This window comes from Streptomyces sp. NPDC031497, assembly GCF_055580905.1.
Genome location: NZ_JBVIKO010000013.1, coordinates 1 through 16,443 on the forward strand (window position 1 = coordinate 1; position 16,443 = coordinate 16,443).

The following is a 16,443-nucleotide window of genomic DNA, read 5'->3' on the forward strand; positions in this document are numbered from 1 at the left end:
GGGTTGTGCACCTCGACACCGGCCGGGGGCGCGATGTCGGCGGCGGTGACCAGACCCGGGCCCTGCTTGCGCAGGTACATCACGACCGGCTCGTCCTGCTCGCTGCTCACGACCAGCTGCTTGATGTTGAGGATCAGGTCGGTGAGGTCCTCCTTGACGCCCGGCACGGTGGTGAACTCGTGCAGGACACCGTCGATACGGATGCTGGTGACAGCAGCGCCGGGAATCGACGAGAGGAGGGTGCGACGCAGGGAGTTGCCGAGGGTGTAGCCGAAGCCCGGCTCCAGCGGCTCGATCACGAACCGGGACCGGAACTCGTCGACGACTTCTTCGGTCAGGGACGGACGCTGAGCAATGAGCACGAGGTGTTGCCTCCAGTGGTTTGGCGCCCGCTATGTGACGCCGTAGACACTACGAAGGGTACGGCGGCACGGGCGATGAGGCCTGCGAAGAGGCCGGACCCGCCCGACTCCATCCCGGCGAGGAGGCTTCCGGCTCCCCCTCCACCCGCCCCTGTCGCGGACGTGGACCCCCGGCCGGCGTGGCCCCGCGCCGGGAGGCAGGCGAAACGAGAGCCCCACGACGTGTCCGTGCTCCGTCGGCCGATGACTTCATGAAGGCGCTCTGCCTGCGGCAACGGCGTACGCGTCGTCCTCGGGACGCGCGCCCGGGTGAACCGGTTCGCGTCCACAGGGGGATGGCCGCCTGTCGGTGATGACCTGCCCCGCGCGCCACCTCACGCGCTCTGTTGCTCTACGTGTCGAATCAGTCACTCTTGGTGTGCGGGCGTCGGGGCGGTCTCGTATCGGGGCCGCTCAGCCGCGTCTACCTCGCTTCGTCGGGTGCGGACGGCTCGAACGCCCGGCCCGGCACCGATCGTCCCCGAAGGAGCATCATGCAGATCAAACGAGGTTTCACAGCCTCCGTCGCCGTCCTCGTGCTGGCCGGTGCGGCCGCTGTCGCCGCCGCGGCTCCCGCTCCTGCGAGGACGTCGGCCGCCGCCGCTGCCCCGTTCGCCGCCGCAGGCCCCTCCGCGGCGAAGGATCCGGCCTTCTGCGGCTTCGACAACCGGCTCACGCCGCCCACGATCCGTGAGGGCGCCGCCGGGAACACGGTGAGCGAGGCGCAGTGCCTGCTCCAGCTCTGGGGCTTCTACGTGGGCCCGAGGGGAGTCGACGGCGTCTTCGGCCCCCTCACCACCAGTGCCGCCAAGTCGTTCCAGACCAGCCGCGGCCTGACCGCCGACGGCATCATCGGCCCGAACACCTGGACGAGGCTGCGCAACGGGTGAGCTCACACGCCCTGTTGACGTGTGCTCCGCGATGAGGTGGGCGGTGCCGTCGACGCGGAGAGTTTGGCCCTCCGGGCGGGGGAGAAGAGAGAGAACCATGATGATCTCCGTCTCCTCCGACATGGACGAACCTGTCGCGCGCCTCCTCGTCGAGGAGCTGCGGCGCCGGGGTCACGAGGTGCGTACGTACGGCGCGCTGGAGCCAGGCGCCGACCCGCAGTGGGCGGTCTGCTCGGAGGCGGCCGCCCGTGAGGTCGCCTCCGGCGGCGCCGACCAGGCGATCGTCTGCTGCTGGACCGGCACCGGCGCCTCGATCGCCGCGAACAAGGTGCCCGGCGTCCGCGCCGCCCTGTGCACGGACGCGTACACCGCCGACGGCGCCCGCCGCTGGAACGACGCCAACGTCCTCGCCCTGAGCCTGCGCCTGACCTCGCAGCCGGTGCTCAAGGAGATCCTCGACGCCTGGTTCGCGGCAACGCCGAGCCAGGACGTCGAGGATCTCGGGAACGTGGCCCACGTCGGACGTCTCGACGCGGGCCGGGGGGCTGTCTAGGGTCAGTGGGCGCCGAGCCCGCCACCGCCGAACGAGCCGCTGCTGCCCTTGCTCCAGCGCGGCCGGTCCGTCGACGTACTCGGCCTGGTCTGCTGATTGCTGAGCTCGTAGGGGGTGAGCGGACGTCCGCCCTTGGGCATCCGGGGAATCTCCTCCGACTCGCGGTTCTCCCGGATCTCATGGACCGCGCCCTCCGGCGGTAGCTTCGGCTGCTCATCGGGACGCGGCCGGAGCGACTCGCGGTACTTGACGCGGTTGCCCAGCCAGAAGCCCCCGGCGAGCATCGCCAGTACGGCCACCGCCACCACGAACAGCCCGAGACTCAACAGGCCGCTGGGAGCGGCCAGCTCCATCGATACCGTACTCATAGCAAAGGAATACCCCGCCCAGAACGGGACGAACCGGACGCGCTCGGTGGCCGGCCGCGCACGGCGCGCGACGGCGGTCAACCGCAACCGCCCCCGGCGGCGGGTTTGCCGGGCCCGCACCTCGGCAACCCGGGGTGCATGACGTCGACGACTTCTCAACAGGAGCTCTACGGGTACCTCGAGGATCGTTTCGCCTGCGCACAGGCCTGTACGGAGTGTGCTCGCATGTGTGCGCTGCGCGCCGGCGTGTTCGATCCCGACGGGACGGTCGAGTTGGAGCGGATACGCCGTACGGGCATCATGTGCGCCGAGGTGTGCGACGCAACCTGCCGGGCGCTGACCGAGGAGAACGCCCGGGACGAGGCCGGTCTGCGCATCCAGCTGGAGTGGTGCCGGACGATCTGCCTCCAGTGCGCGCAGGCATTCGACACCCGCCCCGGCGCCGAGGAGAGCGCGGCCGCCTGCCGGGCGTGCGCCATGGCCTGCACGGAGTTCATGGCCGTCCTGGCCTGAACGGTGACCTCCGGGAACAGATCGGTCACCAGTTCGGCGGAACCCCGGCAGCTGCCCTTGCGACGGCTTAGTCTGCGCGCAGGGTGTCACTGCCAGGGGGAGCCGAGATGCCATCGCCGGAGACACCCGTACGCCGACGGCTGACCGTCACCACCGTCCTGGGCGCCGTTGTCTTCATCCCCGTGCTCGCGTTCCTGAACTTCGTCACCGGCTTCTTCACCTGGGTGGCCTACCTGTCGCCCAAGGCGTTTCCCTTCGACGTCGTCTTCGCCGGCTACATCGTCTGTCTCCTGGCACCTCTGACCGTTCTGATCACGCTGATCCCGGTCGCCAAGCGCTGGTTGAGCATCTGGTTTCTCGCCCCGCCCGCAGCGCTCTTCGCCGTGGTACTGGGGCGGCTCGCATATTTCGTATACCTCATCAAGACGTAGCTCCGAGAGGCGTGACCGATGGGGGTCAGTCGAGGGCGGGGTAGTCGGTGTAGCCGGTGTGGTCGCCGCCGAAGCTGGTGGCCCGGTCGGGGGTGTTGTAGGGGCCGCCCCGGGCGAGGCGCACGGGCAGGTCGGGGTTGGCGAGGAAGAGCGCGCCGTAGGCGATGAGGTCGGCGGTGCCGTCGTCGACCAGGGCCAGTGCGTCCGGGCCGGTGGGCTCCATGCCGGTGAACGGGTTGAGGACGTAGGTGCCGGGCCAGGCCTTGCGCAGGCGCAGGGTCAGGTCGCGGATCTCGGGGGCCTCCATCTGGTGGAGGTAGGCCAGATTCAGTGGGGCGAGGGCGTCGACGAGGGCGGTGTAGGTGGCGTCGACGTCGGTCCGGTCGCTCTCGTCGATGTCGTTGTACGGGTTGCCGGGGCTGATGCGGAAGCCGGTCCTGTCGGCGCCGATGGCGTCGGCGACGGCCTCGGCGGTCTCGACGGCGAACCGGATCCGGCGCTCGGGGCCGCCGCCCCAGGCATCGGTGCGGGTGTTGGAGTTCGGCGCGAGGAACTGGTGGATGAGGTACCCGTTGGCGCCGTGCAGTTCGACGCCGTCGAAGCCGGCCTCGACGGCGTTGCGGGCCGCGTCGGCGTAGTCCGCGATCGTGTCCCGGATCTCGTCCTTGGTGAGCTCCTTCGGCGTGACGAAATCCTGCGGACCGGCGTGGGTGTAGACCTGGCCCGCGGCCTTGACCGCGGAGGGGCCGACCGGGGTGCGGCCCATCAGGGAGGGGTGGCCGACGCGGCCGGTGTGCATCAGCTGGAGGTAGATGACGCCGCCTTCGGCGTGGACGGCGTCGGTGACCTTGCGCCAGGCGGCGATCTGCTCCTCGGAGTGGATACCGGGGGTGTCGGGGTAGCCCTGGCCGACCACCGACGGCTGGGTGCCCTCCGTGATGATCAGTCCGGCGCCGGCGCGCTGGGCGTAGTACTCGGCCATCAGATCGGTGGGGCTGTTGCCCTCGCCGTAGGCACGGGAGCGGGTCATCGGCGCCATCACGATCCGGTTGGCCAGGCGCCTGCCGCCGAGCTCGGTCGCTTCGAAGGCCTTCGACATGATCGTCATCCTTGGTTCATGGGGTAGACCGGCCACCGGAGTGGCCATTTACTGTCCGAACAAGTAAATCGCATCCTGTCTTCCTGGCGATATGTGTGACCTGCGTCGCTTTGGAGTGGTGGAGGTCGTGCCGCGGCGGACCATGTGGGCTGTGAACTGGCGATTTCTGGAATATCCGCTCCGGGAGGGATCGGAGTCCCGGTCCCTCGGAGGGCTTCCCTGTGCCGCGAAAGAATTAAGTGGCCAGCAAAATGTTCCGGCCCCACTGGCTCCGCCGCGGTCGGCCTCAGTCGCTCTCCGCGTCCATGTGCAGGTGGGCGGCGACTTCCCGGTGGGTCGGGGAGGGCGGCAGCGGGCGAGGGTCGTTCGGGCGCAGGCCGTCCACGAAGATGCGCACATGGCGGGTGGCCAGGGCCTTGGCCTGTTCCGCGGGCAGGTACGGCATGGGACGGCAGACCAGCGCCCCGGTGGTGATCAGGTCCATGTGCGTCACGTCGGGCCGGATCGCGCCCCGGGAGCGGGCGAGGGTGAGGACCTCTTCGAGAAGGGGTGCGATCCGGCCCTGGAGCTCGACCGCTTCGGGGCTGGTGGCGACCGGGCCGCCGATCAGGGGGAGGACGAGTGTGTCCCGTTCGTCGACCAGGTGGAGCAGGAACCCCTCGACGGCCGCCAGGGGGTCCCGTGGTGCGGTGTCCAGCGCGCGGCGGGCGGCGTCGGCCACCGTGGCGAACCCGTCGAGGACGACCTGCTGGACGAGGGCTTCACGATCGGGGAAGCGCCGGTAGAGCGTGGCGATGTTCACGCCGGCGCGGCGGGCGATCTCGTCCAGGGGGGCGGCGGTGCCCAGTTCGCGGAAGGCGGTGCGGGCGGCGGCGAGGATCTGCGCCCGGTTGCGGGCCGCGTCCGCCCGCAGCCGCGGTCCGCCGCTGTCGCCAGGGGTGCGGGAAGCCACCGTGAGCCAGTCCTTTCTCGGCCGCGCCGACCGGACGTGATCACTGCGGGTCGACGGGTCGAGATTACGTCAGCCGAATTCCCGTGGGCGGCTAACCGAAGGATTTCCTGCGGTTGGTGTTACGGTGGGCGTGCCCGTCGTGGACCGGCGACGTCCGGACGCCTACGCCCCGGGCGCGGTGCGTCCCTCCCGCCGGGTTCGGGCGCCGCGGCCGTTGCCCCCCGAGGCACCCCCCCCGACGTTTCCCTGGAGACCTGGAGAAGAGCAGTGGTGTCATCCGCGCAGAAGGCACGTTTCGAAGGCAAGGTGGCGGTCGTCACCGGCGGCAGCCGTGGCATCGGCGCGGCGGTCGCCAGGCGACTGGTCCAGGAGGGCGCGGCGGTGGCGATCGGCTACCGGGGCAACCAGGAGGCCGCGGACGCCCTCGTCGCCGAGCTGGGCGACGGCGGCGGGCGCGCCGTCGCCGTCCAGGCCGACGTCGCCGTCCCGGAGCAGACCGGAGCGCTCGTCGAGCGGGCCGTCGCCGAGTTCGGCCGGCTGGACGTGCTCGCGTCCTGCGCCGGCATCGAGCACTTCGACGCGCTGGAGAACATCACGCCGGCCGACTTCGACCGTGTCTTCGCGGTCAACACGCGCGGGCAGTTGTTCGCCGTCCAGCACGCCGTCGCCCACATGGGCGAGGGCGGCCGGATCGTGCTGACCTCGTCGGTGAGTGCGTCGAAGGCGTTCTTCGGGCACACCCTGTACGCCGCGAGCAAGGCGGCGGTGGAGTCGATGGTCCTGAACCTGTCCGCGGAACTCGGCCGGAAGGGCATCACCATCAACGCCATCGCCCCGGGCGGCACCGCCACGGACATGGCCCGCGAGAACGGCGCGAGCTATCTGCACCCCGATCTGGCCGGGAAGCAGGACCTCTCCGAGTGGCTGAAGGTCGGCGTCGCGCTGCGGCGGCTGGCGGAGCCTTCGGAGGTCGCCGCCGGATACGCCTTCCTCGCCTCCGCCGACGCGGCCTACATGACCGGCCGCACGCTGCGCCTGGACGGCGGGATGTTCTAGGCGGACACCCCGAAGAAGCGGGGCCGGCGAACCCTCCCTTCGTCCACCCGGGCGGGTAGACGGCCCCTCGTCCACCCGGGCAGGTAAACCGTCCCTCGTCCATTCGCGACAAGCCACGAACGCCCCTCGCCCAGCCCGACCCTGGAAAACCACGAGGGCCCTGTGCCCGCCCGACCCGGAAAGCCCTCGCCCCATGCACCACGGCATACAGCCCTCTGTCAGCGCGCCGCCCCAGCCGACCCCGTACCCCCTGGACGCCGACCCGGCCGCCGATCACGCACGGCACGCCAGGCACGCGCTGGTCGACTCCGAACCCGGACTGCCCGCCCCGGTGCTCGCGGCGGCCGCCGGCACCCGGAAGGCGATACTCGTCCCGGTGATCACCGCGCTGGCGATAGGCACCGTGTTCGTCGCCGTGTACCTCGCGGCCTTCCACGCCCCGTCCGCCCGCCACCAGCCCGTGGGCATCGCCGCCTCCGACAAGGTGGCCGCGCGCACCGAACTCGCCCTCAACAACGCGGCCCCCGACGGGTACACCTTCTACCGGTACGCGGACGCCGCGGACGCCCGCCGGGCCGTCGTCCACGACCGGGTTCCGGCCGCCCTGGTCGCCGACGGCCGGGGCACGCGACTGCTGGTCGCCGGCGCACAGGGCCCGTCCACAGTCTCCAGCCTCGCCACGGCGATGACCGCCGCGGTCGGCAAGCCGCTTCCGGTGAAGGACGTACTGCCCCTGGCGGCGGCCGACTCCCGCGGACTGTCGGTGTTCTACGCCGCCTTCGGCGTGGTGCTCGCCGGCTTCCTCTTCGCCGTCTCCTCCTACCAGATAGCGCCACGCCTGCGGCTGGCCGTCCGGGTCGCCTCGATGCTGGTCTTCGCCGCCGCCTCCGGCGTGATGGTGGCACTGATCGGGCACACCGCTATGAGCGCGCTGCCCGCTCCGTTCGCGGTGGTCACCCTCGTGGTGGGCCTGCTGGCGTGGGCGGCCGCCGCGGCCGCCGGAGTGCTGCTGCGCGTGTTCGGGCCGCTCGGCATGCCGGTCGCCTCCGTGGTCCTGCTGATCCTCGGCAACGCCACCTCCGGCGGCATCCTGCCGACCACCTTCCTGCCCGCCTGGCTCTCCCCGCTCGCCTCGGTCCTGCCGCCGGCCGCGGCGGTACGCGGGCTCCGGGGCGCCGCCTACTTCCACGACGCGCATCTCACCGGTGCCGTCACCACCCTGGCCGCCTGGGGCCTGGGCTGTCTCACCCTCCAGTACGTCCTGGACCGCGTCGCCGCCCGCCGTAAGCCGGCCGGCTCGGCGGACCTCGCGGTAGGACGCTGACAGCCTGTCACCCTGCCGTCGGAGACCGCCCGGCCTCGCCGCGGAGGTCCGCCCCCGTCCCGGTCAGGTCTGCTGTGACGTGGCGCGGGCGAGGCTCTCCTCGATACGGCTCAGGACTTCGACCGCCTCGGTCCGCTGGGCCGGGGTCATGCCCTCGGCGACACTGGTCTCCAGGTCCATCCAGACCCGCTCCACCTCACCGCGCAGAGCGTTGCTGGCCGCCGTGGGCTCGATGATGGTGACCCGCTTGTCGGTGGCACAGGGATGCCGGCGGACGAAGCCCGCGTTCTCCAGCCGCCGGACGGTGCGCGTCATGGTGGCGGCGTCGGAGCCGAGCAGCCGGACGAGGTCGGTCTGCCGCTGCGGGCCCCGGTCCCACAGCTGCATCATGACCAGCTCCTGGCCGGGGTGGAGCCCTACCCGGCGCAGTAGGTGGCCGGCCAGCATGCGGTGCAGACGGGCCACGCGGAGGATCGCGTGATTGAGCGCGCCGGCCGTGACGGAATCCGGCATGCGTACGTCCGCCGGTGCCGTCGTGTCGCCTGGGGTCTCCGGCTGGCTCATCGGTTCCTCGCGTGACCTGTGCAGTTGATCGAACGGGGAGAGGCTACCGCGACGAGGGTCCCCAAGAGGGGCGCCGGCCATGCCCCCGAAAAGGGGACTGCCCAGTGATCCACTGCCGGAACTACCGTCGGAGCGCGCGTGAGTTACCGCTTCCGGGTCTTCCACGACCGCCAGTGGCGCTCCGTGGTCAGTCCGCATCGGCTTTCCCTAGGAGCCCATCGCCGTGAACAGCGGTCTTCTCACTCCTCCCGCGGCCCGTGCCGGCGGCGCGGCAACCCGACCCCCCGAAGCGTCACTCACCTGGACCGACCCCGTCACGGGACGTCAGGGCTTCCTCGTCATCGACCGGCTCGTGCGGGGCCTGGCCAGCGGCGGCCTGCGGATGCGCGAAGGCTGCCGTCACGACGAGGTCAGGGAACTGGCCGCGGCGATGAGCGTCAAGGAGGCGCTGCACTACGACCCCACGGGCCGCTACCTCCCCATGGGCGGAGCCAAGGGCGGCATCGACTGCGACCCGCTCAGCAGCGAGGCACGCGGCGTGCTCTCCCGCTTCCTCGCCTTCATCCGGCCGTACCTGGAGAACAACTGGGCGACCGGCGACGACCTCGGCACCACCACGGAACTCATCGACGAGGTGCTCGGCGAACTGGGCGTGGACGGCTGCATCGCCCCGGTCGTGCGCACCCTCGCCGACCCGCAGGCGGCGCGGAAACGATTTTCCGACGCGTTCGCCGTCGAGGTCGACGGCATCGGACTCGCCGAACTGGTCGGCGGCTGCGGGGTCGCGGAGGCGGTCCTCACCGTCCTGGACCGGGACGGCGTCTCCCGGACGTCCGCCACCGCCGTCGTCCAGGGCTTCGGCGCCATGGGCGGCTCGACGGCCCGCTTCCTGCACGAGGCGGGAATCCGGGTGGTAGGCATCTCCGACGTCCACGGCACCGTCGCCAACCCGCGCGGCCTGGCCGTGGAGGACATGCTGCGCCACCGCCGGGCGTACGGAGCCGTCGACCGCAGCCGGCTCGGTCCGGACGACGTCCTCCTCGACCGCGACGACTGCCTTTCGCTCGCGGCCGACGTGCTGGTCCCGGCCGCCACCTCCTACACCGTCCACGAGAACAACCAGGACCGGGTCACGGCCCGCTACATCGTGGAGGCGGCGAACCTGCCCGTGACAGCGGGCGCGGAGGAGCGGCTCCGCGCCCGAGGCTGTGTCGTCGTACCCGACGTCGTCGCCAACTCCGGGACCAACGCCTGGTGGTGGTGGGTGCTCTACGGCGATGTCGCCCCGGACGCCGCCTCCTCCCTGTCCAAGGTGCGGGGAGCCCTGCGCGACCTGGTGACGGAGACGCTGAAGCTCGCGGAGGACGCCGTGTGCACACCCCGCCAGGCGGCCCGCTACCTGGCCGATGCCAGACGCGACGTGCTGCTGAGCCGGACGGGTGCCTGATGGTCACCACACTGCTGGCCGCCGTGGCGGCGCTCGGCTGGGGCGCGGCGGACTACTGCGGCGCCAGGGCCTCGCGGACCGTACCGGCCACGCGGGTCGTGTTCCTCTCCCAGGTGCTGTCCCTCCCGGTGATCGCCGTCTGGCTGGCGGCGACCGCCGAGCACGGGCCCGGACTGTCCGCCCTCGCCTGGGGGTTCGGGGCCGGCGCCCTCGGCCTGCTGGGGCTGGTGCTGCTCTACCGGACGCTGGCGGCCGAGGGAATCGTGCTGGTGGCACCTGTCACGGCGGTGACGGTGGCCGTCGTACCCCTGGTGGTCGGACTGGCCGTCCAGACGGCGCCCGGCCCGCTCGCGCTGTGCGGGGTCTGCTGCGCGGTGCTCTCGATCGCCCTGGTGAGCCGGGCCGGGCGGATAAGGCAGGCCACCGTCGCGACGCGCACCCTGCTGCTGGCCCTGGCGGCCGGCGGAGCGCTCGGACTCCAGCTGGTGTTCATCTCCCATCCGGGACCGGACGCCGGCCTGTGGCCGCTGGTGGGCGCCCGCGCCGTCTCCATCCTGTGCGTGGCTCCGGGCGCGCTGCGCGGGTGGCCGAAGGCGGGCGGCGCGCCCGTGCCGTGGCTGGCCGTGGTACTGGCCGGGGCGCTCGACTCGGCCGCCTTCGCCTTCTGCCTGTTCGCGACGGACCGGGGGCTGCTGAGCGTGGTCGGTCCGATCGTGTCCCTCTACCCGGCGGCCACCGTGGTGCTCGCACTCGTGCTCGACGGCGAACGCGTGACGGTACCTCAGGCGCTCGGGCTGTGTCTGGGTGCCGGGGCGCTGCTCCTCGTGGCCGTCTAGCACCGCCGCCCCCACCCACCCCTTCCTCCTCCGGAGAGACACCGACATGAGCGACGACCAGAAACAGGTACTCCAGGCCGCCGACGACCTCGTGGCCGCCTACGCCGAGGGACGCCTGAACGACTACTTCACGACCTTCGCCCCGGACGCGACCTTCGTCTTCCACACCGCCGAGCAGCGCATCGAGTCCGTCGCCGAGTACCGGCGGGTCATGGCGCGCTGGGTGCTGGAGGACGGCTTCCGCGTGCTGAACTGTCTCTCCTACGACCGGATGGTCCAACTCTGGGGCGACACCGCGGTGTTCACCCACTCCGTCGAGACCCGCATCTCCACCGACGCCGGCGAGGAGACCCTCCACGAGCGGGAGACCATCGTCTTCCGCCGGGAGGCCGACGGCCGCTGGCTCGGCGTGCACGAGCACCTGTCACCGGCCGCCGTCCCCCCGCTCGGCCCGGACCGGCAGGTACCGGGCGACCCCTCGTAACCGCGAGCGGCGAACCGATCCTGCCGGCCATCCGTAGCTGTATGCGGAGGCGGCCGGGAACCCGCGCGGCCGACCCGTCGCGGCGGGGACCGTCACCACGGCGGACCCCCGCACGCGGGCGGCGGTGCTCCGCAGGGACGGCAGGCCGCCCATGGACCTACGCCCGCGCAGGGCGGCATGCCGTCACGGAAGGAGCAGTTCATGTCCCGCTGGGGCACTCTCTTCACGCGCTTGGCACCGGGCCGGGGCCAGCAGCCCGACGGCACGGCGGGAGAGCTCGACACGCCCGTCCTCGTCGACCGGTACGACGGGCTGACGCTGCTGCGCCCCACCGAACAAGCCGTCCCCGGCCCGGACGACGTGGCCGAACTCGCCCGGTCGCTGGGCGCCGAAGGGGGCCAGACCGTCGCCACCGTCGTCGTCGGCGTGGACGGCCCGGTGCCGCCGGCGCTGTGGACCCGGCTCGGCGACGTCCTCGACACGCTCCGGGAGGACGGTACGACCACCCTGCGCCTGGTCGTCTCGGGCGCGGGCAGCGGGGGCGCCGACCGGCCCGCGCTGGCCCAGCGGATCGCCGACGCCTGGGGGTTCGGCGTGATCGCCCCCGCGGGCAGCGCGCTGCTCGTCCCCGGCGGCACCCTCTTCGTCCCCGACCCCGCCGAGCCGTCCGGTGGCTGGCAGCTCTTCCAGCCCGGCACGGACCCGACACCGCTCGGCGTCCGCCATCCGGCTCCCGGCTGGCAGACCGCCTTCGCGGCACTGCCCGAACGCACGGCCGGCGGATACACCGTCCGCCCCGTCCCCGCCGGTGTTCTGCTCCAGCCCCCGGGGACACCGCCACCCGCCCCCGGCGCGTTGTGCCACGCGGTGCCCGTCGACACCGGCCACCCGACCGTGCTGGTCGGAGTGCCGGGCCCCGGCGGCGGCGCCCGGATCCCCGCCGACGACCTGGCCGCGCTGCTCGCCGCGCTGCCGGCCGCGGTGCGTGCGCGGATCCGCGTCGCACCCGGCGCCGAAGGCGACCTGCTGCCCGCCGTCCAGCAGGTCGCCGACGCGCTGGATGTCGAGGTGGAGGTGCTGACCGGCCCGCCCCTGGCGGCCCGGACCGTGGCGCCGGACGCCGGTGCCGATGCCGATGCCGTGCCCGGGTCGGTCCTCGTCGACGGCACGGGCCGGCCCACCTGGCGGCCCTACGTCGAAGCCGTGGTCTGCCGCCCCGCCGCGTCCGGCGACGAGGAGGCCGCCGGCCCCCGGCTGCTGCGCTGGCGCTCCCCGGTGCCCGACGCTCGGGAACAGGACGCCGGAGTGGTCCGGCTGTCGGAGCGGTGGCAGGTCGCCATGACCCGGTCCGGGCTCGCCCTCGGACCCGTCGGACAGCCTCTGCCGCTCGCCGACCGCCCCGTGCTCGCGGACCAACTCGCCGTCGAGATCGGCCCGTCGGACCAGCCGCTCGACGAGACCTGCTGGTCCGCCCTGTCGCATGTGCTCGACTATCTCGACCCCGAGGCACGCGAGTACGCCGTCCTGCACGCCCCCGGCCGCTCGGCCGAGGAGAGCCGGATGCTGCGCAGGCTCGCCGTACAGCACGGCGTCCGGATGCTGTGGCCGCCGACCGCCGGGGCCGACCCGGACGCCCTGCCCGAACCGGCCGCCGACGCGCAGGCCGCTGTCGCGCCGGCCGGGGAGGCACCGGCGCCGGACGGGTTCTCCCGCTACCGCGAGCGGATCGGCGGCATCGTGCAGGCCGCCAACGGGGGCCGGTACGACGACGCCACGACCCTCGCCACCGCGCTCGAGCGCGAGGCGTTCACCGCCCACGGCTCGGAGCACCCCACGTCACTGCAGATCCGCCAGATCAGGGCGCACGTGATGCGGCTCGCCGGACACAACGCCCTCGCGGCGGACCTCTACCGGCGGGTGGCGTTCAGCCTGCTGGTGACCGCCGGCATGGACAGCGTGGACGCCGAGCAGGCCGCCGGCAACGCGGACGCCTGCTGGCGGGACACCGCCGACATCGCCCTCGCCCTGCGCATCGCGCCGTCGATCATCTCCCTGCGGCAGAAGGTGCCGGGCCCGAACGACCGTTGGCTGCGCGCCGCGGAACGCTACCGGGAGCAGTTGGAGGCCGCGCACGCCACTCCGCCCGCACCGCATCTGCCGTCCGCCGTACCGGTCCCGGTGACGACCCCGCCGGCGGCCCACGACCACCACCGGACGCCTCCGGCGATCAGCGGCCACCGGCCGCGCGCGGCTGTCAGCGAGCAGGGGACCACCGCGGCCGTCGACGAGCCGCGGCCGGCGCAGACTGTCGGCGGGTCGCGGTCGTCTTCGGCCGTCAGCGAGCCTGAGGCGCTGGCGCTTGCGGCTGCCGGAGGGCCGCGGACGCCTCCGGCTGTCGCCGAGGCGCGGACGCCTCCGGCTGTTGCCGAGGCGCGGATGTCTCCGGCTGTCGTCGAGGCGCGGACGCCCTCGGCCGTCGCTGAGCCGCGGACGTCTCCGGTGGCCGGCGATGCCACTGCCGCTGCCACCGGCGCTGCCGCGCGGGTGCGGCGGGTGGTTGCGCCGCGGGAGCCCGTTCCGGTGGTGGCGGGCAGGCAGGCGAGGAACACCGGTGTCCTGTCGCCGCAGTCGTCGGTCGTCGGCCGGGGCGACGAGGACGCGGTCGCCACCTCGTGCTCGGCCGTGGCGGGACGTTCCTGATGCGGAACGGACCAGGAACGGGTGCGCGGCGCCGTGGCGGACGAGGCGGAAGCCCCCGACCGCGCGCCGGACGGCCGTACCGGCGTCGTAGCCCGCACCGTGCCTCGATATCGACCCGAAAGTGAGCCGGGATGGCACAGGCAACCACCGGCCGGGCCACCGTGGGTGACGCGGCTGTGCGCATCGAGGAGCACGACCGCCTGGTGGTGCTGCGCTCCGGCACCCCCGCGCCGGCGGGCTACGCCGATGTCGACGACATCGTGCGTGTGCTGCGCTGGGCCGGCGACCCGACGGTGACGCTGCTCTCCGACCCGGGGACCATGGCGCAGGCGGACTTCTGGCCCCGCCTGAGCGGACTGCTCGACTCGCTGCGCGCGTCCGGCCGTACCGCCCTACGCCTGGCGATGGCGGGCACGGGCGGGGAACGGCCGGGCCACCCGGCGTTGGCCCGGCGGATCGCCGACGGCTGGGGTGTCACTGTGGAGGCTCCTGCCGCCGCGGTGCACACCGTGCCCGGTGGCTCGCTGTACGCCCCCGGCGGCTGGCTGGGGTTCGCCCCCGGTGCCGCTTCCCCGGTGCCGATCGGCGCGCGCTGCCCGCGACCCGCGTGGGAGGTCGCGCTCGACGCGGTTCCCGGACACACCACGGGCGGGCACGTGATCGAGCGGATCCCCGCTGGCCTGTTGCTGCGGCCCGCGCGGGCGCCCGGCACGGTTGTGGGCGATCTCTACCACACCGTTCCGCTCGACCCCCGCCGGCTCACCGTGGTGGTGGGCGGCCTGCCGGGCGACGAGGTGGCGGCGGACGACGTCGCCGCTCTGCTGTCCGTCCTGCCCGAACCGGTGCGCGACGGCGTGCGGTTGGCGCCCGGCGGCCCCGGTGACCTGCTGCCGCTCGCCCAGCACGTGGCCGACCGGCTCGGCGCTCCGGTGGTGGCCGCCACCGGGCTGCCGCTGCTCACCGACGGCCCGTCCGGAGGCACCCGAGGTGTCCGCTCCGTCGTGCTCGGGGCGGACGGTGCCATCGGCTGGCTGCCGTTCGTCAACGCCGCCGAGTGCCACCCTGGTCGGGAACCCCGGCTGCTGGGCTGTGCGGCACCGCTCCCCGGCGCGGACGGCACGCCGGACGGCGCCGTCCGCCTCACCGACCGCTGGTGGGTGACGGTGACCCGGGCGGGGCTGTGGGTCGGTACGCACGGTGCCGTCCGCCCGGGTGCGGGACTCGCGGTCGGCCCGGAGGGCCCGGTCGTCGAGGCCGGTGTCCCGGGGGAGCGGCCGGACCACTCGCTGTGGCCCGCGCTGGACCGCCTGCTCGGCTCGCTGCCGCCGCGGGTGTGCGCGGGCGCCACGCTCCAGGTGTACGGCACCACCGCGGACGATGCTCCCGCACTGCGCGAACTGGCCACCCGCCACGGTGTGCGCACCCAGGCCCCGTCGGCCCCGGCACCGGCCGGGTCCGGCGGGGCCGAGGTCGTCCCGTACGCGCGCACCCCGGTCGCCGAAGTCGCACCAGCCGTGCCCCGCACCACGGCGGACCCGGCCGTGCCCCGCACCACGACCGGTCCGGTCGCCGCACCGGCCGTGCCCCGCACCACGACCGGTCCGGTCGCCGCACCGGCCGTGCCCCGCACCGCCGCCGATCCGGTCGCCGCGCCGGATCTCGCCGGAGCCTGGGAGCATCTGATCCGGGGACGGGAGGAGCTCGCGGCGCCCCGGCAACCGGTGGTCCCCGACCCGCCCGCCGGGCCCGATCTCGACGAGGCGTGGGAGTACCTGAGCCGGCGGCCTACACCGGTTGCTGCCTCCGCGGAGGGGCCGACACCCCGGCCGGGCCCGCCCCGCCTCGACGCCACCGAGCCGGTACGGCCGGCGCTCGCCCGGTCGTCCTTCCGTACCGGCCACCGCAGCAGTCCCGCGGAGCACACGGCCCTGCGGCTGCTCGCCGGCCCGGCCTGGGAGCGGCACGCGCCCGCCGTCGCCCGCGCGCTCGGCAGGCTGCCGGCCATGGCTGACGCCGAACGGGAAGCCGCCGAAGCGGACCTGACGGCGCTTCGGCTCCACCTCGACGAGGCGGGCGGCCTGCTCGACCACCACGCGCTGGCCGCCGCCTGCCACGGCCGCGACGACCGGCTCCTGCCGTTCGCCGCCTGCCTGGTGTCGGCGCTGCGCCGGCTGCCGACGCACCGGGGCGCGGTCCTGCGCGGCGCGGGCTCCGCACTGCCGCACGCGGAGGACCCGGAGAACGACCCGCTGCGCCCCGGCACCGTACTCCGGGACCGCGCCCCGCTCAGCGGCGTGCGCGCGGCCGGGGGAGCGGGCCGGCCACCCGGCCCCCGGTACGCGATCTGGTCGGTGACCGGCCGGCTCGCCAGGCCGCTGTTCCACGCCCCCGACGGGCCCGAGGAGGTCCAGGAGGTGGTGTTCGCCCCCGGCACACCCTTCATGATCCTCGACGTCAGGCGCGCCGGGCCGTCCCCGGTCGTCCTGCTGCGCGAACTGCCCGCCTCGGGCGGTGCACCGGCGTCCGCACCGGGCCAGGACACGAACGCCGAACTGGGCGAGGCCGACCGGGCCGCGCTGGCCGGCCTGGACGAGGCGCTGCGCGGCCGGGGCGGCCAGACCGGCGGCGGAGGCTGGCCGGAGCGGTGCGCCGGTTCCGTGGGCGAGGGTCCCTGAGCACCCAGGCCCGGAGTTCCATGTGACGTCACATCAAGTCCCTTGCCATGCAAGGGACTTCTGGCGTGTCCGGATGAGCACGGCTCCGGACCAGGACACCGTCCGCCGGGCCTCGGGGACACCGGAATGGGGATCTGTCGACCTCCCGCG

16 protein-coding genes are annotated in these 16,443 nt (G+C 73.6%); 11 read left to right on the forward strand and 5 right to left on the reverse strand.

The features are described 5' to 3' along the window. The coding region (locus tag ACZ5K7_RS25780) for a DNA-directed RNA polymerase subunit alpha (protein WP_468916593.1) at positions 1–362 on the reverse strand (362 nt) is incomplete at its 3' end. Between the two features lie 533 nt (positions 363–895). Here ACZ5K7_RS25780 and ACZ5K7_RS25785 point away from each other — a divergent pair. Next, entirely contained in the window at positions 896–1,291 is a 396-nt protein-coding gene (locus ACZ5K7_RS25785; protein ID WP_351710649.1) for a peptidoglycan-binding domain-containing protein, read from the forward strand. Between the two features lie 97 nt (positions 1,292–1,388). After that, complete coding sequence (locus tag ACZ5K7_RS25790) at positions 1,389–1,844, forward strand: RpiB/LacA/LacB family sugar-phosphate isomerase (RefSeq protein WP_468916595.1); 456 nt, start codon at positions 1,389–1,391, stop codon at positions 1,842–1,844. Positions 1,845–1,846: 2 nt separating this feature from the next. Here ACZ5K7_RS25790 and ACZ5K7_RS25795 read toward each other — a convergent pair whose 3' ends face one another. Continuing rightward, on the reverse strand, positions 1,847–2,212 hold the full coding sequence (locus tag ACZ5K7_RS25795; protein ID WP_351710653.1) for a DUF6479 family protein: 366 nt from the start codon (positions 2,210–2,212) through the stop codon (positions 1,847–1,849). A 138-nt stretch (positions 2,213–2,350) separates the two neighbouring features. On the opposite strand from ACZ5K7_RS25795, the gene ACZ5K7_RS25800 reads away from it, so the two are divergent. Continuing rightward, positions 2,351–2,725, forward strand: a complete 375-nt coding sequence (locus tag ACZ5K7_RS25800) for a four-helix bundle copper-binding protein (protein ID WP_351710655.1) — start codon at positions 2,351–2,353, stop codon at positions 2,723–2,725. Positions 2,726–2,832: 107 nt separating this feature from the next. Continuing rightward, the gene (locus ACZ5K7_RS25805) at positions 2,833–3,156 is read left to right on the forward strand and encodes a hypothetical protein (RefSeq protein ID WP_468916599.1); all 324 of its coding nucleotides are present in this window, start codon (positions 2,833–2,835) and stop codon (positions 3,154–3,156) included. 25 nt (positions 3,157–3,181) lie between these two features. On the opposite strand, the gene ACZ5K7_RS25810 is transcribed toward ACZ5K7_RS25805, so the two are convergent. Both ACZ5K7_RS25810 and ACZ5K7_RS25815 read right to left on the reverse strand, forming a co-directional pair. Beyond that, positions 3,182–4,255, reverse strand: coding sequence for an alkene reductase (locus tag ACZ5K7_RS25810; protein WP_468916600.1), 1,074 nt, complete (start codon positions 4,253–4,255; stop codon positions 3,182–3,184). 286 nt (positions 4,256–4,541) lie between these two features. After that, positions 4,542–5,207 carry a TetR/AcrR family transcriptional regulator gene (locus ACZ5K7_RS25815; RefSeq protein WP_468916602.1) on the reverse strand — a complete coding sequence of 222 codons (666 nt, stop codon included), beginning with the start codon at positions 5,205–5,207 and terminating at the stop codon, positions 4,542–4,544. 270 nt (positions 5,208–5,477) lie between these two features. Here ACZ5K7_RS25815 and ACZ5K7_RS25820 point away from each other — a divergent pair, with 270 nt between their 5' ends. After that, the gene (locus ACZ5K7_RS25820; RefSeq protein WP_468916604.1) at positions 5,478–6,263 is read left to right on the forward strand and encodes an SDR family NAD(P)-dependent oxidoreductase; all 786 of its coding nucleotides are present in this window, start codon (positions 5,478–5,480) and stop codon (positions 6,261–6,263) included. A gap of 193 nt (positions 6,264–6,456) precedes the next feature. Beyond that, positions 6,457–7,587: an ABC transporter permease gene (locus ACZ5K7_RS25825; RefSeq protein WP_468916606.1), complete on the forward strand. Its 1,131-nt coding sequence runs from the start codon at positions 6,457–6,459 to the stop codon at positions 7,585–7,587. A gap of 63 nt (positions 7,588–7,650) precedes the next feature. Here the strand turns inward: ACZ5K7_RS25825 and ACZ5K7_RS25830 are convergent, their stop codons facing one another. Then, entirely contained in the window at positions 7,651–8,100 is a 450-nt protein-coding gene (locus ACZ5K7_RS25830; protein WP_468916932.1) for a MarR family winged helix-turn-helix transcriptional regulator, read from the reverse strand. A gap of 274 nt (positions 8,101–8,374) precedes the next feature. On the opposite strand from ACZ5K7_RS25830, the gene ACZ5K7_RS25835 reads away from it, so the two are divergent. The 5 genes from ACZ5K7_RS25835 to ACZ5K7_RS25855 all read left to right on the forward strand — a co-directional run bounded on the left by ACZ5K7_RS25835 (position 8,375) and on the right by ACZ5K7_RS25855 (position 16,293). Continuing rightward, complete coding sequence (locus ACZ5K7_RS25835; RefSeq protein WP_468916608.1) at positions 8,375–9,598, forward strand: Glu/Leu/Phe/Val dehydrogenase dimerization domain-containing protein; 1,224 nt, start codon at positions 8,375–8,377, stop codon at positions 9,596–9,598. Next, positions 9,598–10,434, forward strand: a complete 837-nt coding sequence (locus tag ACZ5K7_RS25840; RefSeq protein ID WP_468916611.1) for an EamA family transporter — start codon at positions 9,598–9,600, stop codon at positions 10,432–10,434. The genes ACZ5K7_RS25835 and ACZ5K7_RS25840 overlap by 1 nt, the downstream gene beginning before the upstream one ends. Positions 10,435–10,480: 46 nt before the next feature. Next, positions 10,481–10,918 carry a YybH family protein gene (locus ACZ5K7_RS25845; RefSeq protein ID WP_468916613.1) on the forward strand — a complete coding sequence of 146 codons (438 nt, stop codon included), beginning with the start codon at positions 10,481–10,483 and terminating at the stop codon, positions 10,916–10,918. A gap of 201 nt (positions 10,919–11,119) precedes the next feature. Beyond that, positions 11,120–13,618 (forward strand): hypothetical protein, encoded by a 2,499-nt coding sequence (locus tag ACZ5K7_RS25850; protein ID WP_468916616.1) that lies wholly within the window; start codon positions 11,120–11,122, stop codon positions 13,616–13,618. A gap of 131 nt (positions 13,619–13,749) precedes the next feature. Beyond that, positions 13,750–16,293, forward strand: a complete 2,544-nt coding sequence (locus tag ACZ5K7_RS25855; RefSeq protein WP_468916618.1) for a hypothetical protein — start codon at positions 13,750–13,752, stop codon at positions 16,291–16,293. Positions 16,294–16,443: the final 150 nt, after the last annotated feature.

Excerpts from the sequence above, each read along its gene's own strand:
- ACZ5K7_RS25785 (WP_351710649.1), top strand. The coding sequence starts at position 896 with ATGCAGATCAAACGAGGTTTCACAGCCTCCGTCGCCGTCCTCGTGCTG.
- ACZ5K7_RS25790 (WP_468916595.1), top strand. The coding sequence starts at position 1,389 with ATGATGATCTCCGTCTCCTCCGACATGGACGAACCTGTCGCGCGCCTC.
- ACZ5K7_RS25795 (WP_351710653.1), bottom strand. The coding sequence starts at position 2,212 with ATGAGTACGGTATCGATGGAGCTGGCCGCTCCCAGCGGCCTGTTGAGT.
- ACZ5K7_RS25800 (WP_351710655.1), top strand. The coding sequence starts at position 2,351 with ATGACGTCGACGACTTCTCAACAGGAGCTCTACGGGTACCTCGAGGAT.
- ACZ5K7_RS25805 (WP_468916599.1), top strand. The coding sequence starts at position 2,833 with ATGCCATCGCCGGAGACACCCGTACGCCGACGGCTGACCGTCACCACC.
- ACZ5K7_RS25810 (WP_468916600.1), bottom strand. The coding sequence starts at position 4,255 with ATGTCGAAGGCCTTCGAAGCGACCGAGCTCGGCGGCAGGCGCCTGGCC.
- ACZ5K7_RS25825 (WP_468916606.1), top strand. The coding sequence starts at position 6,457 with ATGCACCACGGCATACAGCCCTCTGTCAGCGCGCCGCCCCAGCCGACC.
- ACZ5K7_RS25830 (WP_468916932.1), bottom strand. The coding sequence starts at position 8,100 with ATGCCGGATTCCGTCACGGCCGGCGCGCTCAATCACGCGATCCTCCGC.
- ACZ5K7_RS25840 (WP_468916611.1), top strand. The coding sequence starts at position 9,598 with ATGGTCACCACACTGCTGGCCGCCGTGGCGGCGCTCGGCTGGGGCGCG.
- ACZ5K7_RS25845 (WP_468916613.1), top strand. The coding sequence starts at position 10,481 with ATGAGCGACGACCAGAAACAGGTACTCCAGGCCGCCGACGACCTCGTG.
- ACZ5K7_RS25850 (WP_468916616.1), top strand. The coding sequence starts at position 11,120 with ATGTCCCGCTGGGGCACTCTCTTCACGCGCTTGGCACCGGGCCGGGGC.
- ACZ5K7_RS25855 (WP_468916618.1), top strand. The coding sequence starts at position 13,750 with ATGGCACAGGCAACCACCGGCCGGGCCACCGTGGGTGACGCGGCTGTG.